Annotated in this window: 20 protein-coding genes and 1 pseudogene; 2 read left to right on the plus strand and 19 right to left on the minus strand. The window is 72.4% G+C overall.

From position 1 onward, the window contains the following. Positions 1-37: 37 nt before the first annotated feature. Together tsf and rpsB are read right to left on the minus strand one after the other, a co-directional pair. Positions 38-874: a translation elongation factor Ts gene (tsf, locus tag AC07FJ_RS09530; RefSeq protein WP_468285332.1), complete on the minus strand. Its 837-nt coding sequence runs from the start codon at positions 872-874 to the stop codon at positions 38-40. Between the two features lie 99 nt (positions 875-973). Continuing rightward, positions 974-1879 carry a 30S ribosomal protein S2 gene (gene rpsB, locus AC07FJ_RS09535; protein WP_479047115.1) on the minus strand — a complete coding sequence of 302 codons (906 nt, stop codon included), beginning with the start codon at positions 1877-1879 and terminating at the stop codon, positions 974-976. A 243-nt stretch (positions 1880-2122) separates the two neighbouring features. Here rpsB and AC07FJ_RS09540 point away from each other — a divergent pair, with 243 nt between their 5' ends. Next, positions 2123-2650: a murein hydrolase activator EnvC family protein gene (locus tag AC07FJ_RS09540; protein WP_479047117.1), complete on the plus strand. Its 528-nt coding sequence runs from the start codon at positions 2123-2125 to the stop codon at positions 2648-2650. A 115-nt stretch (positions 2651-2765) separates the two neighbouring features. On the opposite strand, the gene AC07FJ_RS09545 is transcribed toward AC07FJ_RS09540, so the two are convergent. The 17 genes and pseudogenes from AC07FJ_RS09545 to AC07FJ_RS09625 all read right to left on the minus strand — a co-directional run bounded on the left by AC07FJ_RS09545 (position 2766) and on the right by AC07FJ_RS09625 (position 15801). Continuing rightward, positions 2766-3332 (minus strand): TetR/AcrR family transcriptional regulator, encoded by a 567-nt coding sequence (locus AC07FJ_RS09545; protein ID WP_479048280.1) that lies wholly within the window; start codon positions 3330-3332, stop codon positions 2766-2768. 81 nt (positions 3333-3413) lie between these two features. Further along, a complete protein-coding gene (whiG, locus tag AC07FJ_RS09550) occupies positions 3414-4250 on the minus strand; it encodes an RNA polymerase sigma factor WhiG (protein ID WP_361428052.1) in 837 nt (278 codons plus the stop codon). A 302-nt stretch (positions 4251-4552) separates the two neighbouring features. Further along, positions 4553-5749 carry a DNA-processing protein DprA gene (gene dprA, locus AC07FJ_RS09555; RefSeq protein WP_479047119.1) on the minus strand — a complete coding sequence of 399 codons (1197 nt, stop codon included), beginning with the start codon at positions 5747-5749 and terminating at the stop codon, positions 4553-4555. After that, entirely contained in the window at positions 5746-7359 is a 1614-nt protein-coding gene (locus AC07FJ_RS09560; RefSeq protein ID WP_479047122.1) for a YifB family Mg chelatase-like AAA ATPase, read from the minus strand. The genes dprA and AC07FJ_RS09560 overlap by 4 nt, the downstream gene beginning before the upstream one ends. Position 7360: 1 nt before the next feature. Then, a complete protein-coding gene (locus AC07FJ_RS09565; RefSeq protein WP_479047124.1) occupies positions 7361-7723 on the minus strand; it encodes a YraN family protein in 363 nt (120 codons plus the stop codon). Positions 7724-7842: 119 nt separating this feature from the next. After that, positions 7843-8151, minus strand: coding sequence for a DUF2469 domain-containing protein (locus tag AC07FJ_RS09570; protein WP_005311352.1), 309 nt, complete (start codon positions 8149-8151; stop codon positions 7843-7845). A 55-nt stretch (positions 8152-8206) separates the two neighbouring features. Continuing rightward, entirely contained in the window at positions 8207-8701 is a 495-nt protein-coding gene (locus AC07FJ_RS09575; RefSeq protein WP_479047126.1) for an NUDIX hydrolase, read from the minus strand. Next, positions 8694-9437, minus strand: coding sequence for a signal peptidase I (gene lepB / locus AC07FJ_RS09580; protein WP_479047129.1), 744 nt, complete (start codon positions 9435-9437; stop codon positions 8694-8696). The genes AC07FJ_RS09575 and lepB (AC07FJ_RS09580) overlap by 8 nt, the downstream gene beginning before the upstream one ends. 90 nt (positions 9438-9527) lie before the next feature. Next, a complete protein-coding gene (gene lepB / locus AC07FJ_RS09585; protein WP_479048282.1) occupies positions 9528-10463 on the minus strand; it encodes a signal peptidase I in 936 nt (311 codons plus the stop codon). Further along, positions 10369-11521, minus strand: a pseudogene (gene lepB / locus AC07FJ_RS09590) (signal peptidase I); the annotation flags it as partial. The pseudogene lepB (AC07FJ_RS09590) and the gene lepB (AC07FJ_RS09585), both read right to left, overlap by 95 nt. Continuing rightward, positions 11514-12287 (minus strand): signal peptidase I, encoded by a 774-nt coding sequence (gene lepB / locus AC07FJ_RS09595; protein WP_479047131.1) that lies wholly within the window; start codon positions 12285-12287, stop codon positions 11514-11516. The gene lepB (AC07FJ_RS09595) and the pseudogene lepB (AC07FJ_RS09590), both read right to left, overlap by 8 nt. Before the next feature lie 60 nt (positions 12288-12347). Then, positions 12348-12698 carry a 50S ribosomal protein L19 gene (gene rplS, locus AC07FJ_RS09600; protein WP_023586326.1) on the minus strand — a complete coding sequence of 117 codons (351 nt, stop codon included), beginning with the start codon at positions 12696-12698 and terminating at the stop codon, positions 12348-12350. Positions 12699-12826: 128 nt separating this feature from the next. Then, entirely contained in the window at positions 12827-13648 is an 822-nt protein-coding gene (gene trmD / locus AC07FJ_RS09605; protein ID WP_479047134.1) for a tRNA (guanosine(37)-N1)-methyltransferase TrmD, read from the minus strand. Then, positions 13648-14217, minus strand: coding sequence for a ribosome maturation factor RimM (rimM, locus tag AC07FJ_RS09610; RefSeq protein ID WP_361428072.1), 570 nt, complete (start codon positions 14215-14217; stop codon positions 13648-13650). The genes trmD and rimM overlap by 1 nt, the downstream gene beginning before the upstream one ends. Before the next feature lie 113 nt (positions 14218-14330). Further along, a complete protein-coding gene (locus AC07FJ_RS09615) occupies positions 14331-14570 on the minus strand; it encodes an RNA-binding protein (RefSeq protein ID WP_030267150.1) in 240 nt (79 codons plus the stop codon). A 2-nt stretch (positions 14571-14572) separates the two neighbouring features. Further along, positions 14573-15016 carry a 30S ribosomal protein S16 gene (gene rpsP / locus AC07FJ_RS09620; protein ID WP_031074686.1) on the minus strand — a complete coding sequence of 148 codons (444 nt, stop codon included), beginning with the start codon at positions 15014-15016 and terminating at the stop codon, positions 14573-14575. A 155-nt stretch (positions 15017-15171) separates the two neighbouring features. Beyond that, on the minus strand, positions 15172-15801 hold the full coding sequence (locus tag AC07FJ_RS09625) for a hypothetical protein (protein ID WP_361428076.1): 630 nt from the start codon (positions 15799-15801) through the stop codon (positions 15172-15174). A 441-nt stretch (positions 15802-16242) separates the two neighbouring features. Between AC07FJ_RS09625 and AC07FJ_RS09630 the strand changes: the two genes are divergently transcribed. Continuing rightward, positions 16243-17112 (plus strand): methyltransferase domain-containing protein, encoded by an 870-nt coding sequence (locus AC07FJ_RS09630; protein ID WP_479047137.1) that lies wholly within the window; start codon positions 16243-16245, stop codon positions 17110-17112. Positions 17113-17114: the final 2 nt, after the last annotated feature.

Here is a 17114-nt window from a genome sequence, read left to right on the forward strand (position 1 = left end):
CAACCCTACTGGGCGGCCCGGTCGATCGCGTACCGGCTCAGATGCCGACCTTGATGCGGGCGAAGCGCTTCAGGGTGACACCGGCCTCGTCCAGGACCTTCTGGACGGACTTCTTGTTGTCCAGCGCGTACGGCTGGCCCAGGAGGGTGGCGTCCTTGAAGAAGCCGTTGAGGCGACCCTCGACGATCTTCGGGAGCGCGGCCTCCGGCTTGCCCTCGGCGCGGGTGGTCTCCTCGGCGACGCGACGCTCGGCCTCGACGACCTCGGCCGGGACGTCGTCCTTGGAGAGGTACTTCGGGGCGAACGCGGCGATGTGCTGCGCGATACCCTTCGCGACCTCGGCGTTCTCCTTGTCGAGCTCGACGAGGACGCCGATCTGCGGGGGCAGGTCGGGCATGGTGCGGTGCATGTACGCGGTGACGAAGCCGTCGCCGAACTGCGCGAAGCGGTCCAGGACGATCTTCTCGCCGAGGTTGGCGTTGGCCTCGTCGACGTACGCCTGGACGGTCTTGCCGGGCTCGATCTCGGAGGCGAGGAGCGCCTCGATGTCGGCCGGGGAGGTCTTGGCGACGTGCTCGGCGATCGCGTTGGCGACGGCCTGGAACTTGTCACCCTTGGCGACGAAGTCCGTCTCGCACTTCAGCTCGACGAGGACACCGGAGGTGTTGTCGCCGGCGATGAGGGAGACGACGGCGCCGTTCTCGGCGGAGCGGCCCTCGCGCTTGGCGACGCCCTTCTGGCCCTTGATGCGCAGGGCCTCGACGGCCTTGTCGACGTTGCCGTCGGACTCGTCGAGCGCCTTCTTGCAGTCCATCATGCCGGCGCCGGTGAGCTCGCGGAGCTTCTTGACGTCAGCGGCGGTGTAGTTCGCCATGATCTGTGAATCTCTCTCGAAGTCTGGAAGATCTACGAAGATCTACGGGTGGACGGCGGGGGCAACGCGCGCCCCCGCCGTCATCCGAACCTTGAAAGGTCAGGCCTGCTCGGCGTCCGCGGCCGGAGCCTCGGCAGCGGCCTCGGGGGCCTCGGCGGCCGGAGCCTCGGCAGCGGCCTCGGCCGGCTTCTCGGCGGCCTCGGGAGCCTCCTCGGAGGCCTCCTTCTTGTCGCCCTCGAGCAGGTCGCGCTCCCACTCGGCCAGCGGCTCGCCGGCGGCCTTGTCGCCCGGCTTCTGGTCGCCGGTGGCGGCGCCGGAGCGGGCGATGAGGCCCTCGGCGACGGCGTCGGCGATCACGCGGGTGAGCAGGGTGACGGAGCGGATCGCGTCGTCGTTGCCCGGGATCTTGTAGTCGACCTCGTCGGGGTCGCAGTTGGTGTCGAGGATCGCGACGACCGGGATGTGGAGCTTGCGCGCCTCACCGACGGCGATGTGCTCCTTCTTGGTGTCGACGATCCAGACGGCGCTCGGCACCTTCTGCATCTCGCGGATACCGCCGAGGGTCTTCTCCAGCTTGGCCTTCTCGCGCGAGAGCACGAGAAGCTCCTTCTTGGTCAGACCGGACGCGGCGACGTCCTCGAAGTCAATCGCCTCGAGCTCCTTCAGACGCTGAAGGCGCTTGTAGACGGTGGAGAAGTTGGTGAGCATGCCACCGAGCCAGCGCTGGTTGACGTACGGCATGCCGACGCGGGTCGCCTGCTCGGCGATGGCCTCCTGGGCCTGCTTCTTGGTACCCACGAACATGATGGAGCCGCCGTGCGCGACGGTCTCCTTGACGAACTCGTAGGCGCGGTCGATGTACGACAGCGACTGGAGCAGGTCGATGATGTAGATGCCGTTGCGCTCGGTGAAGATGAAGCGCTTCATCTTCGGGTTCCAGCGACGGGTCTGGTGACCGAAGTGGACGCCGCTCTCCAGCAGCTCCCGCATCGTGACGACGGCCATGGCCGTATCTCCTTGGAATCTCGGTTGTGTCCTGACGCCCCGACGCGCTGCTGCCACAAGGGACCGAAGAGCGCTACCACGACTTTTGAGGGCGGTGGCGGGGCGTGCGAAGTCGACCCGGTGGCCCGGGTCGCCAGAAGAAGTGTACGGGACCCGGGCACCGCCGGGTGACGGCGCTGTCCACAAGACCTTCGGAATCCACAGCCCCCGGCGGGCGCGGCTCCGGTGCCCCACAGTCGCCCCATGCGCCTGATCACTCTGCTGCTCACGCTCGCGACCGCCCTGACGGGCTCGACCGTCCCGCCGGTCCCGCCGGTCCCGCCCGGCTCGGCCGTCCCGCCCGGCTCGGCGGGCACCTGGCCGGTGGGGCCGCCGCGACCACCGGTCGTCCGCGGCTGGGAGCCGCCCGCCTCCCGGTACGGCCCCGGCCATCGGGGCGTGGACCTGGGCGCCGCACCCGGCACCCCGGTCCGCGCGGCGGCCGCCGGCCGGGTCACGTTCGCGGGGCCGGTGGCGGGCCGCGGCGTCCTGACGATCACGCACCCGAGCCCGGGGCCGCCCCTGCGTACGTCGTACGAACCGGTCGAGCCCCTGGTCCGCGCGGGCGCCGAGGTCGCGAAGGGCCAGGTGGTGGCGGTCCTGACCGCCGTGCGGCCCCACTGCGCCCCGACCTGCCTCCACTGGAGCCTGCGCCGGGGCGACACGTACCTGAACCCCCTGGCGCTGGTGCCGCGCCGGCCGTCGCGGCTGCTGCCGCTGACGGGCCCGTGAGGCTCCTCGGCGGCGCGCCCGCCCGGCAGGCCGCCCGGCGGGCGCGGCGTACCGGCTGTGCGGGGGCCCGGCGGGCGCGGCGTACCGGCCGGGTGGGGGTCCGGCGGCGCGGCGGTCAGCTCGCGGTGCCGCCCACGCCCCGCAGGGCCAGCGCCACCGCCGCCTCGGCGATGGACGACGGCTCCTCGGCCGCGCCGAGCTCGATGCGGCGGACCGCCGCGTCGACCATGCCCTGCAGCAGCATCGCCGTCAGCCGGGGCTGCTCCTGCCCCAGCTCCCCGAGCGCCTCGACGATCATGGCGATGAGCCCGCCGTGCGCGGCGCGGATCTTCTCGCGTGCGCCGTCGTCCAGTTCGCCGGCCGAGATCGCGACGACGGCCCGGTGGCGCCGGTCCCCGACCAGCTCCAGCTGCTTGCGGACGTACGCCTCGACCTTGCCCTCGGGCGTGTCCGCCCGCTCCATCGCCGCCTCGACCTCCGCCGCCCACACGGGGAAGTCCACCGCGCACAGCTCCTCCACCACGGCGGCGCGCGAGCGGAAGTACTCGTACACGGAGGACCGGGCCAGGCCGGTGCGCTCGGCGAGGGCGGGGAAGGTCAGCGCCTCCGTACCGCCCTCGGACAGCAGGGAACGCGCGGCGTCCAGCAGGGCGCCGCGCTGCATGGTCCGGTGCTCGGCCACGGAGGCCGCTCGAATCCTGGGCACGGCTCCACTTTACGGTTTACGGCCGTCCGTTCGACCTCGGCGTGAGAGATCGGCGGCTCAGCGGCCGACGTCCGCCAGCTTGGCCCGCAGCTGGAGCACGGACTTGGTGTGGATCTGGCTGACCCGGCTCTCGGTGACGCCGAGCACGTTGCCGATCTCGGCGAGGGTCAGCCCCTCGTAGTAGTACAGGGTCACCACGGTCTTCTCCCGCTCGGGCAGCGTGTTGATCGCCCGGGCGAGCAGCCGCCGCAGCTCGCGGTCCTCGGCGACCTCGACGGGGTCGTCCGCCGCGGTGTCCTCCAGCGTGTCCATCAGGCTGAGCCGGTCGCCGCCCTCACCGCCGACGTGCAGCAGCTCCTCCAGGGCGACGACGTTCGCCAGCGACAACTGGCTGAAAACCGCGTGCAGTTCCTCCAGCGCGATGCCCATCTCGGCGGCGACCTCGCTCTCGGAGGGAGTGCGCCGCAGCTGCGCCTCCAGCGTGGCGTACGCGCGCTCCACGGCCCGCGCCTTCTGCCGCACCGACCGGGGGATCCAGTCCAGCGCCCGCAGCTCGTCGATCATCGCGCCCCGGATCCGGGTGATCGCGTACGTCTCGAACTTGATCGACCGACCGATGTCGAACTTCTCGATCGCGTCGATCAGCCCGAACACCCCGGAGGAGAAGAAGTCCGCCTGCTCCACGTTGGACGGCAGGCCCACGCTGACCCGCCCGGCCACGTACTTCACCAACGGCGAGTAGTGCAGGATCAGCTGTTCCCGCAGCCGCTCGTCGCCCGTGTCCTTGTACGACCGCCACAGCTCCTCGAGTGACGAGGGAGCGGGCGGGCGCACGGCACCCCGTGCAGCGGGGGGCACCGCTGCGCGGTCGGACCCGGAGGTGTGCTGGGGCATGCGTCGCCTTGAGCCGTTCTGGGTGTGTGGGGGGACGGGGGAACGAAGGAGGGCCGAATAGCGGAAGGGGTAATTCTGGTGAGCGTAGCGTGACTGACCGGTCGCGGTGAGCTAAGGGATGCGCATCATGCCTCCTCGGGGGCGTGCCGTCGGCCGCATCTTCGAATAGTCCGCACGCTTCGAAAACGTCGGCAGCCACGAGGGGGGCCGACGGGGCCGTCGGCGCACGCACCGGCCCCTCGGGCGGTTCCGGGAGCGCTACGGACGTCATCGGCATCACCTTTTCACCCGAATGCTGCAGGTCAAGCACCGCCTCGCCGGGTGTTCGGGCGGCGCGTGGCCTCCGCGGTCAACTGCCAGCCCTGGCCGTGGCGTTCGACGTAACCGAGGGAGTGGAGTTCGTACAGGCTGCCGAGGGTTTCGTCAACGCCGGTGCCGGCGCCGCGCGCCGCGTCCCGCGCGGTGACGGGCGTGCCGCGCGGCGGGAGGGCTTCGAGTACGCGGGCGCTCACCGGGCCGAGCAGGTCGCGCGGCAGTACGGGCCCGCGCCGGGCGGGCGCGAGCTCGCCGATGTCCCCGACGAGTTCGGCCACTTCGGCGGCGTCGGTGACGAGGACGGCCTCGCCGCGCAGCAGTTCGTGCACGCCCGCCGACAGCCCGCTGGTGGCGGGCCCCGGCACGCCCATCGTGTACCGGCCGAGCCGCTGCGCGCTGCGCGCGGTGACGAGCGACCCGCTGCGGTACTCGGCCTCGACGACGACCGTGCCGCGGGTCAGCGCGGCGATGACCCGGTTGCGGAGGATGAAGCGGCTGCGTGTCGGATGCGCGCCGGGTGGCAACTCGCCGATGACGAGGCCCTGTTCGGCGATGCGCCCGATCAGGCCGGCGTGGCCGCGCGGGTAGGGGACGTCGACGCCGCAGGCGAGGACGGCGACGGTGGCGCCGTCCACGGCGAGCGCGCCGCGGTGCGCGGCCCCGTCGACGCCGAAGGCGGCGCCCGAGACGACCACCCAGCCGCGCTCGGCGAGCCCGGAGGCGAGGCTCGCGGCCATGTGCGCCCCGTACGGCGTACACGCCCGCGCGCCGACCACGGCGACGGAGCGCAGCGCCCAGGGGCGCAGCCCGGCCCGCCCGCGCACCCAGAGCCCCACGGGCCGGGCGTCCCCGAGGTCGTCGAGCTGACGGGGCCACTCCGCGTCGCCGGGCACGACGAACCGCCCGCCGACGGCGTCCACCGCCGCCAGGTCCCGCTCGGGTTCGGCGCCGGCGGCCCGTATCCGCAGGCCCTGGAACCGCCGCTCGGTCACGCCGCCGAGGGCTCCGCGCCGGTACGGCTCCCAGGTCAGCCGGGCGAGCAGCTCCCGGGGCCCGAGCTCCCGCAGCCAGCGCCCGCCGTGCTCGTCGCCCGGCTCCAGGACCCGCGTCAGCGCGGCCCGCGCCAGCCGCTCCTCGTCCCCCACGCCGCCGCCCCCGCTCTCCGCCCCGTTCGTGGTGCTCACGGCGCCGCCCCCGCCTCCACCGGCACACCCCGGGCGATGCCGGTGCGCAGCTCCAGCGCCAGGGCGACGTCGCCCGCCCCCGGCCGGTCGCGGCCCGCCAGGTCGGCGAGGGTCCAGGCGACCCTGAGCACCCGGTCCAGGCCCCGTGCGGTGAGCAGGCCGCGCTCGACGTCCCGCTCCGCCGCGTCGAGCGCTCCGGGCGCGACGCGCCAGCGCGTGCGCAGTTCGTGGCCGGGCACCTCGGAGTTGACGGTCCACGGGGTGCGGTCCAGGCGGGCGGCGGCGCGCGCCCGGGCCTCCAGCACCCGCGCGGCGACCGCCGCGCTGGGCTCCCCGCGGCCGCCCTGCCCCATCAGGTCGGCGCGGCCGACCGGGGCGACCTGCACGCGCAGGTCGACGCGGTCGAGCAGCGGCCCGGACAGCCGCGCCTGGTAGCGGCGGATCACCGAGGGCGGGCACTCGCAGCCGGCCCCTTGCAGGGTGTGCCGTCCGCACGGGCAGGGGTTGGCGGCGAGCACCATCAGGAACCGCGCGGGCAGCCGCACCACGCCCGCGCTGCGGGCGACCACCACGTGCCCCGACTCCAGCGGCTGGCGCAGCGCGTCGAGCGCCTTGCCGGAGAACTCCGGTGCCTCGTCCAAAAAGAGCACCCCGCGGTGTGCGAGCGAGACCGCGCCCGGTCTCGGCAGCCCGTTGCCGCCGCCCACGAGGGACTGCATCGTCGCCGAGTGGTGCGGGGCGCAGTACGGCGCCCTGCGCACCAGCGGCTCGCCGGGCGGGAGGATGCCGGCCACCGAGTGGACGGCGGTCACCTCCAGGGACTCCTGCCGGGTCAGCGGCGGCAGCACGCCGGTCAGCCGCTCGGCGAGCATGGTCTTGCCCGCGCCCGGTGGCCCGGAGAGCAGCAGGTGGTGCCCGCCGGCCGCCGCGGCCTCCAGGGCCAGGCGCGCGGCCCGCTGTCCGGCGACGTCCGCGAGGTCGGGGGCGTCGGCCGGGTCGGGGGCGAGCCCCGTGCCGACCCCGGCGCCGGGTACCAGGAGCCCGGCGAGCATGGCGTCGGGCCGCCCCTCCTCGTCGGGGTCCTCCTCGGGCACCGGCTCGTCCGCGAGCACGGCGATGAGCTGGCGCAGGGTGCGCACGCCGAGGACCGAGACGCCCGGGACCAGCGCGGCCTCCCCGGCGGTCCGCTCCGGTACGACGACCTGCCGGTAGCCGGCCTCGGCGGCGGCGAGCACAGCCGGCAGGACGCCGCGTACGGGTCTGACCCGGCCGTCAAGGCCCAGCTCGCCGATGAGGACGAGGTCGGCGATGGTCCGGGGGTCGATGCGCTCGGCGGCGCCGAGCACCGCGGCGGCGACGGCCAGGTCGAAGCCGGAACCGCTCTTGGGTACGGAGGCCGGGCTGAGCCCGACCGTGAGCTTCTTCTGGGGCCACTCGGCGCCGGAGTTGACGATGGCCGCCCGCACCCGGTCGCGGCTCTCCGAGAGGCTCTTGTCGGGCAGTCCGACCAGCGTGAACGCCGCCACGCCGGGCTCCAGGTCCGCCTGGACCTCGACCACGACCCCCTCGACGCCGACCAGCGCCACCGAGCACGTACGCGCGAAGCCCATGTCAGGCCACCCCCCGTGCGTGCTCGACCACGGGGGCGCCGCGCCGGGGCAGCAGCACGCCGATCAGGTCGATGCGTAGCCCGCCGGGCGGCGGGCCGCCGTGCCGGTCCAGCCAGCAGGCGGCGAGCCGTCTGAGGCGGTCCGCCTTGGCGGGCGTGAGCGCCGCCATGGGGTGCTGGTAGTCGCCCGCCCTGCGGGTCTTGACCTCGCAGACGACCACCGTGTCGCCGTCCCGGGCGACGATGTCGATCTCCCCGGTCCGTCCGCACCGCCAGTTCCGTGCGAGCACGGCCATCCCGGACTCGCTCAGCCGGCGCACCGCCAGCTCTTCGCCGTACGCGCCCAGTGCCCCCGTCGCGTTCATTCGGCACCACCTCCGGCACCGACTGTGACGGGTCGGCGCCGGACTATTGGATCTTGGTGGATAACCGAACGCTTGTGGACAACCTGCTCACCCACACCGGTGAGCCGGGGTCCCGGGACTCAGCTGCCGGGCAGCTCCAGATCGCTCTTGTTGAGCTCCTCGATGTTCACGTCCTTGAACGTCAACACCCGTACCTGCTTGACGAACCGCGCCGGCCGGTACATGTCCCAGACCCACGCGTCCGCCATCGACACTTCGAAGAACACCTCGCCCTGCACCGAGTGCACCTGCATCTCGTAGTCGTTGGTGAGGTAGAAGCGACGCTCGGTCTCGATCACGTATTTGAACAGACCGACGACATCGCGGTACTCCCGGTAGAGCTTCAGCTCCATCTCGGTCTCGTACTTCTCGAGGTCCTCGGCGCTCATGGCATGTTCCCCTTCAGCCGTGCGTCCCCCCATTGTGCGCCAGTCACCTGCACCCCTAGACGATTTCCGGAGCCAGGACCACCGGCGCACTCGGGGGCCCCTCGACGAGCAGCGTGCGCAGCAGCTCGGCGAGTCGTGTCGGGTACACCGTCTCACGGGCCGCCGACAGTTCGGCGGAGGTCCACCACCTCAGCCCCGTGACACTGCGCGCCTCCAGCTCCGTCGGGTCCGCCAGGGCCACCGCCGCCGCCGGCCGCCGCGTACGGGCGAGGTAGTACCACTCGTCCTGGTCCCAGCGCCGCCCGGCGAACGGGAAGGAGCAGAACCGCTGCCACACCACCGGCCCCAGCTCCACGTCCGTGAGCCCGGTCTCCTCGGCCAGCTCCCGCAGGGCGGCCTCCTCGCGGCTCTCGTCGCCCTCCACGCCGCCCCCCGGTGTGAACCACCAGGTCACGGCGGGGTCGTCCGGCTCGTACCCGTGCAGCAGCAGAATCCGGTCGTCGGGGTCGAGCAGCACGACCCGCGCGACCCTGCGTGCGGCCTCACCCACGGGCGACCGCCCCCGCCCGGGTCCGGCGCCGCGACAGCAGCCCCGCGACCGGCCCGTACGCCGCACCGGCGAGGATCAGCACCGCGCCGGCCACCACCGCGCCCACCACCAGCACCACCGGCCCCGGTCGTGACACACCCCCGGGGAGCGCGGCGAACGCCCGCGGCCGCTCCACCATGCCTTCGGCCGGCCACGCCACCGCGTCCACCCGGGCGCTCACCGCGCTGCGCGGCACCGACCCCCGGGCGGCGTCCTGGAGGTGTACGCGCGAGTCCTGCGAGCCCATGCGCTCGTCGCCGAGCAGGAAGAGCCGCCCCTCGGGCACGGTCACGGAGAACGGCGACGAGGCGGCCGCCTGCGACCGCAGATACGGTTCTTCAATCGACGTGCCGTTCACGGTCAGCCGGCCGTCCGCCCCGCAGCAGGCCACCTTGTCGCCGCCGACGCCGACCACCCGCTTGACCATCGGCAGATCGCCCCACGTCGAGTCGGTGAAGACCACGACGTCACCGCGCCGCACCTCGGCGCCGTCGATCCGCTGCGCCAGCACCCGGTCCCCGGCGGTGACGGTCGGCGACATGGAGTCCGTCGGCACGGTGTACGGCTGGTACTGGACCGCTCCCCAGGCGAATCCGCCGAGGAAGAGCACACAGCCGACGGCCACGACCAGTCCCGACAGCACACTGCCGAGACGGCCGCGGCCGTCGTCCGTTCGCTCACGTCGCGTTCGGCTCATCCCAGCGCTCCCCACGTTCGGAGATCGACGATCTGGGACGGAACCCTACCCGCGGTGCCCTACCAGGCGGTACGCCTCGGGCCGTACGCCTCAGGCGGCGGTACGCCGCTTCCTGCGCCACAGCACGACCGGCAGCGCGCCCGCGAGCCCGAGGGCACCCGGACCGACGGCCGCCGCGGCGGCCGCGCTCAGGCCCGGCTGCTCGAAGGTGTCCGGCACCGGCAGCGTGGACCAGCGGTCGAGCGGCCAGGCCACCACGATCGCCCGCCCGACGACCCGCTCGGTGGCGACGGTGCCGTTGCCGGGCAGCTCCTGGTGGTAGCGGGAGTCCAGCGAGTTCTGCCGGTTGTCGCCCATCACCCAGATGCGGTCCTGGGGCACCTTGATCGGCCCGAACGGCTCGTCGTCGCACGGCGTGGAGCCGGGCGCGATGTACGCCGTCTCGTCGAGCGGCTTGCCGTTGAGGATGACCTTGCCGCCCTTCTTGCACTCCACCGTGTCGCCGCCGACCGCGATGACCCGCTTGATCAGGTCCTTCTCCTCCGAGGAGGGCATCAGCCCGATGAAGCTGAGGAACTCCTGGAGGATGTTCGGCTCCGGCGTCGGTTCGCCCTCCAGCCAGCCGCCCGGGTCGTGGAAGACGACGACCTCGCCGCGCTCGGGCTCCGAGCCGAACCACGGGGTGAGCTTGTCGACCAGGACCCGGTCGCCGCGCTGCAGCGTGTTCATCATCGAGTCGGACGGGATCGAGAAGGCCTGCACCAGGAAGGTCTTGATCAGCAGCGCCAGCAGCAGCGCGATACCGATCAGCAGGGGCAGCTCCTTCCAGAAGGAGCGGGGCTTCTTCGGCCCGTCGTCACCCGTGCCGCCGTCCGCGTGCGCCGCGTCCGCCGGGGGGCCCTCAGCGCGCCCGGTTCCGGGGGAGGGCTCCCCGCCCGACCCGGAAGGCCCTGCGGCAGAGGACGCGGAGGGCTGCTCCGGCCTCTCCTCCGGCCCGTCGTGTCCGGATCGTGCGCCGACCGCCAAATCCCCCACATCCACTCCTCACTCCGTGCAACCGCCCGCCCCACAGCAGGGGTGGGCCCACCACTCCCATAACGAGCGGGAGTTCCGCAGGGCTCGGGAGCCGGATGGTTCCGTTCGTTCCGTTCAGAATCTGAGAGGACCACACTATGCGAAGCGCCGAGCGACATCGCAGTCCCGCCCCGCGAGTCCCCCGAGTCCGCCCGGCTCCCCCACTACCCCGAGTCCGCCAAGCCTCCGGGGACGCCCGGACCCCGCCCGTCCGGGACGGAGGCGAACGTCCCCGGCTCCTCCAGCCGGCGCCAGTGGTCGAACGGCCAGGCGATGACGAACGCCGTCCCCACCACCTCCTCCTCCGACACCGTGCCCTGGAACGCCTCGTCCAGGTGGAACCGCGAGTCCGCCGAGTTGGAGCGGTGGTCACCCAGCACGAACAGCCGTCCCTCCGGGACCTTCACGTCGAACGTGATGGTCGAGGGAACGTTTCCGGGGTGCAGGTACGGCTCGTTCAGCGGTACGCCGTTGACGGTGACGCGGCCGTCCGCGTCGCAGCACTTGACGTTGTCCCCGCCGACCGCGACGACCCGCTTGATCAGGTCCTGCTCGTCGTCGGACGGGAGCAGCCCGATGAAGGTGAGGGCCTGCTTGACCTGCTTGACGACGACCGGGTCGTCCTTCTTCGGAGCGTTCTCCTCCTGGAGCCAGCCGCCGGGGTCCTTGAAGACCACGACGTCCCCGCGCTGCGGCTTGGACCCGAACCAGGGCGTGAGCTTGTCGACCAGCACCCGGTCGTCGATCCGGATCGTCTGCTCCATCGATCCCGAAGGGATCACGAAGGCCTGCACCAGGAAGGTCTTCAGTACGAGGGCGATGACCAGCGCCACGGTGATGAGGAGCGGTATCTCCTTCACCGCCGACCTGCGCCTGCGCCGCTTCACGCGCCGGGCGAGCTTGCGCCGCTCCGCGCGCCCGGGCAGGGCGCGGGCGCCGTCCGTGGGCCGGGAACCGGTGGGCAGCCGCGTATCGGCCCGGTGGCCGCCGCGCCTGGCCCGGTTACCCATGGCCCCCGCCCGCCGGATGCGCCGCGCCGGGTACGTCGCGGAAGGCCGGGGTCGGCTCGATCGACGACCATCGGCCGAAGGGCCAGCCGATCCAGTCCGCGCGGCCGATCACCTTCTCCACCGGGACCACGCCGCCGCCCGGTTCGCCGAGGTGGTCGCGGGAGTCGCGCGACTGGCTGCGGTGGTCGCCCATGACCCACAGGGTGCCCTGCGGCACGACGATGTCGAAGGGCACCTGGGAGGGTGCGTCGCCGGGGTGCAGATACCCCTCGCTCACCGGTACGCCGTTCACCTCGACCCTTCCCCCCTTGTCGCAGCACTTCACGCGGTCGCCCCCCACGCCGACCACGCGCTTCACGTAGTCGGTCTCGGCGGGCTCGGTCAGGCCGAGGGCCGCCCCCGCCGCGTGCAGCAGCGCCGTGAGCGGGTTCTCCTCCGGTGCCTCGCGTACGAAGGACCCGGTGCCGTCGAAGACGACCACGTCCCCGCGCTGGGGCTCGGAACCGAAACGGTACGCCAACTTGTTCACCAGCACCCGGTCCCCGACCTGGAGGGTGGGTTCCATGGAGCTGCTGGGGATCTGGAAGGGCTGCACCACGAAGTGGCTGAACAGCAGCAGGAACACGGCGCAGGCGACGCCGATCAGCCCGGGCGTCCGCCACGGGGACCCGCCGCGCCCCTCGCGCCCGCCGGAACGCACGGAGCGCGACCCCTCCCCCGTATCGGAGGAGGAGCCGCGCTCGGTGTGCTGTGCTTCGGTGTCCATCGGGGCCAGATGCTATCCGGCCCTCCTGTGGACGCCCGAACGACGGAGCTGAGCCGGGGCTCAGTTCTCGCGCTTCTCCTTGATCTTCGCGGCCTTGCCGCGCAGCTCACGGAGGTAGTACAGCTTGGCGCGACGGACGTCACCGCGGGTCACGAGCTCGATCTTCTCGAAGATCGGGCTGTGCACCGGGAAGGTGCGCTCGACGCCGACGGAGAAGGAGACCTTGCGGACCGTGAAGGTCTCGGAGACGCCCGAGCCCTGGCGGCGGATGACGACACCCTTGAACTGCTGGATACGGGAGCGGTTGCCCTCGATGACGCGAACGTGGACGTTCACGGTGTCACCGGGACGGAACGCCGGGACATCGGTCCGCAGGGACGCGGCGTTGACGGCGTCAAGCACGTGAGACATGTTTGTCTGCTTCCTCGCTGATGCCACAGGTCATCAGCGGCAACTAGAGATGGGGTTGAAGAGCCGTACCGTCGGGCCGGCGCGTGTCCCCCTGTGGCAGGGGCGCCGCTCGGACGTACAGCAGCCGCCTATTCTTCCACGCCGCCGGGCCTGCGCCAAAATCGGCCACCCGGCTCCGGTGCCCAGCCCAGCAGGGAGAGCGTCTCGCGGTCCTTCTTGTCGAACGCGGCCGGGTCGGTCCGCTCGATGAGCTCGGGCCGGTTCCGGGCGGTCCGCCGCAGCGCCTCGTCCCGCCGCCAGCGGGCAATCTTCCCGTGGTGGCCGCTGAGCAGGACGTCGGGGATGCCGCGCCCGCGCCACTCGGGCGGCTTGGTGTAGACGGGGCCTTCCAGGAGGTTGGCCATGGCGCCGGGGGCGAAGGAGTCGTCGCGGTGGGACTCGGCGTTGCCCAGGACGCCGGGCAGCAGCCGGGCCACGGCCTCAGTGACCACCAGGACGGCGGCCTCGCCGCCCGCCAGGACGTAGTCGCCGATGGAGACCTCGTACACCGGTATCCGGGTGGCGTACTCGTCGATCACGCGCCGGTCGATGCCCTCGTACCGGGCGGGCGTGAAGACCAGCCAGGGGCGCTCGGACAGCTCAACGGCGAGCTCCTGGGTGAAGGGCCGCCCGCTGGGCGTGGGCACGACCAGCGCGGGGCCGTGGGCGCCCGCCTCGTACCCGGCGGCGAGCGTGTCGTCCAGGGCTTCGCCCCAGGGGTCGGTCTTCATGACCATGCCGGGGCCGCCGCCGTACGGGGTGTCGTCGACCGTGTGGTGGCGGTCGTACGTCCACTGGCGCAGGTCGTGTACGTGGACGTCGAGGACGCCGCGCGCACGGGCCTTGCCGACGAGCGAGACGTTCAGCGGGTCCAGGTACTCGGGGAAGATCGTGACGACGTCGAGCCGCATCAGGCCCCGTCCTCCTTGCCGGAGGGCTCGGCCGCGTCGCGCGACGAGGCGATCTCGGCCCGGTCGTCGATGAGGCCGGGCGGCGGGGTGATGACCGCCTTCTGCTCGGCGAGGTCGATGTCGGTGACGATCTCCTCGACGAACGGGATCATGACCTCGCTGCCGTCGGGCCGCTCCACGACGAACAGGTCCTGGGACGGCAGGTGCGAGATCTCGGTGATCCGGCCGACCTCCGTGCCGTCGGCGAGGACGACGTCCAGGTCGATGAGCTGGTGGTCGTAGTACTCGTCGGGCTCCTCCGGCCGCTCGTCCGGGTCCACCTCGGCGATCAGCAGGGTGTTGCGCAGCGCCTCGGCGGCGTTGCGGTCCCGTACGCCCTCGAAGCGGAGCAGCAGCCGGCCGCTGTGCACCCGGCCGGTCTCGATGGTCAGCGGTCCGGCGGAGGCCGGGTCCGTGGCCAGTACGGCGCCGGGCGCGAGCCGCAGCTCCGGCTCGTCCGTCCGCACCTCGACGGTGACCTCGCCCTTGATCCCGTGGGCGCGGCCGATCCGTGCGACTACCAGCTGCACTGCTCACCTCTCCAAACGACGTACACGCGACGTACCACACGAACACGGGCCGGGGTGGGCCGTAGCCCTCCCCGGCCCGTGCCGGTGCATCTAATGCAAAACAGCCAACTTGTTCAGCGGACCTGGTCCACGTCGACGAGGTCGACCCGGATGCCACGACCGCCGAGGGCCCCCACGACGGTACGCAGAGCGCGAGCGGTGCGGCCGTTGCGGCCGATCACCTTGCCGAGGTCGTCGGGGTGGACCCGGACCTCCAGCACGCGCCCGCGGCGCAGGTTGCGCGAGGCGACCTGCACGTCGTCGGGGTTGTCGACAATGCCCTTCACGAGGTGCTCGAGAGCCTCCTCGAGCATGCTCAGGCCTCGGTCGACTCGGTGGACGCGGCCTCGGCCTCGTCCGCCTTCTTGTCGGCCTTCTTCGCCTTCGGGGTGATGGCCTCACCCTTCGCCTCGTCGCCCTCGAGCGCCTTCGCGAAGGCGTCGAAGGAGGCGCGCTTGTCTTCCTTGGTCGCCGGGGCGAGCAGCGGCTTCTCCGGGGCCGGCAGGCCCTTGACCTTCTGCCAGTCGCCGGTGAGCTTCAGGATCGCGAGGACCGGCTCGGTCGGCTGGGCGCCGACGGACAGCCAGTACTGCGCACGCTCCGAGTCGACCTCGATGCGCGACGGGTTCTGCACCGGGTGGTACAGGCCGATCTCCTCGATGGCCCGGCCGTCACGGCGGGTACGGGAGTCGGCGACGACGATGCGGTAGTGAGGCGAACGGATCTTGCCCAGACGCTTCAGCTTGATCTTGACTGCCACGGGTGTGGTGTCTCCTGGTCTTGACGTGGTTGGGCACAACGAGATGCCACGTGGGGTTGCGGTACTCGGGTGCCCGATGGACGCGTCAGCCGGAGGAGAGAGGGGTCCTGTTCGACTGTCGAGTACAGCTAGCCATTGTGCCACACCACGCGGGGTCAGCTCGCCGCGCCCACCGCTTCGGGAATGCGGAACGGCTTCCCGCAGCCGCCGCAGACGATCGGCGCCTGTGCGAGGACGGAGGGGACCACGCGGACGTTCCGCCCGCAGTCGCAGACCGCCTTGACCCGCACCCCGCCGCCGGAGGAGCCGTGGCGCGCGGCCGGCCCCCGGAAGGAGCGCTTGGTGTCGGCGGCCGTGGCGGCCGTGTGCGCCTTCAGGGCGCGCTGGAGCCGCTCGATCGTCGGACGGTACCGGCGCTTGGCCTCGGGGCTGAGCGTGACCAGCGAGAAGCCGCTGCTCGGGTGCGGCTCGTCCGGGTGGTCGAGGCCCATCTCCTCGGCGATCGCCAGGAATCTGCGGTTGTGGTAGCGGCCGGCGCGCGAGGTGTCGCGGACTCCTCGGGCGGCGGCGATGCCGTGGACTGCCTCATGGAGCAGTCGTTCGAACGAGAGCTCGGCGCCACAGGCGGACGACGACTCTCCGATCAGGGATTCGGGCGCGGCGAGATCGGGCAGCTCGGGGTGGTGCCGCTGAATGTCGGCCCACGCCTGTGCCAGCTCTGCGGCGAGAACAGGTGGTGTCGTGCTCACGTCGTGACAACGAGCCGGAGTGCCTGTGGGTTCCATTCCGGGGCATCCCAAATAATTTGCACGTACCCGTCAGTTGCCGTTGATGCGTCCTGACGAGGGCCAGTGCGCCGATGTACGGAGAAGGCTCACAGCTCGCACCAAGGTGGTACGTAGTGCCGCGCACGCCCCCGCGCCCACACTCCGGCGCGGAGCGCTCGCGGAGGGCGGCCGCGGTGTGACAGTACTCCGGCGCGCGGGGGCGCGCGGCACCGGCCCGTTGCCATGGCGGGATTCGCTCGCCGCCCCCACTATGAGAGAAGTTCGTGCCGACTCGGGGGCGCACGCCCGGGGCACGCAAGCATTGCGTCCCGACCCCTGGACACCGGGGGCGGATGCGGAGTTCCCTGGGCGTCGGGGAATGCGCGCGCACGCACACGGGGGCTGTCAATCAGGGCACAGACGCACAGATGGACCTCTCGGCGGATTGGGGCGCTTTCGATGACACCTATGCTCGTCCAGCACCACCCCCACCCGGCTTCGGCTCCTCCGGCGACGGACGGGCCCGGCCGAGCCCGCGACTGGGCGGAGATCCAGGAGCGGATGCTCGTCCCGCTCTACGAAGCGGTGTACCAGCACCTGGAGGTCGGCACCGGGACGCGGCTGCTGGGTCTCGGTTGCGGCTCGGGACTCGCCTTGCTGATGGCCGCCTCCCGCGGCGCGCAGGTCACGGGCTGCGACACCGACCACGCGCGCGTGGAGCTGGCCAGGAAGCGGCTGCTGCCCGACGCGGGGGCGCACGCCCCGCAGGACTCCGCGGGCTGCGGCGAGACCAGACTCCTGTACGGCGGGCCCGACGAGGCCGCGGACCCCACCCGTCCGGCGTACAACCTCATCACCGCCTTCCAGCCGATCGGCTGCACCGCCGGAGACTCCGAAGGGCTGGTCCCCGCCCTGCTCGGCGGCGTACGGCTGGCGGAGCGCGGCAGCGCCGTGGTGCTGGCGGGCTGGGGCCCGCCGGAGCGCTGCGCCACCTCGACCGTGCTGCGGGTCGCGGGACGGCTCACCGAGCGGCTGCGCACGCGGGCCGGCTGGCGCCCGGCGAACCGCGACGACCTGGAGGACGTGGCCGCGCGGGCCGGGCTGAACCCGTTCGGCTCGGGACGGGTGGCGTGCCCCTTCGGGTACGCCGACATCGAGAGCGCCGTCCGCGGCCTGTTCTCGACGGGGCTGTTCGACGCGGCGGTGGAGGCCTCCGACCAGGCGACCGTCGAGAAGGAGGTCACCGAGGCCCTCCACCCGTACGTACGGCCCGACGGCACGGTGTGGATGCCGAACGTCTTCCGCTACCTGGTGGCCAGGACGCCCTGAGC

This window comes from Streptomyces sp. NPDC045998 (assembly GCF_056430285.1).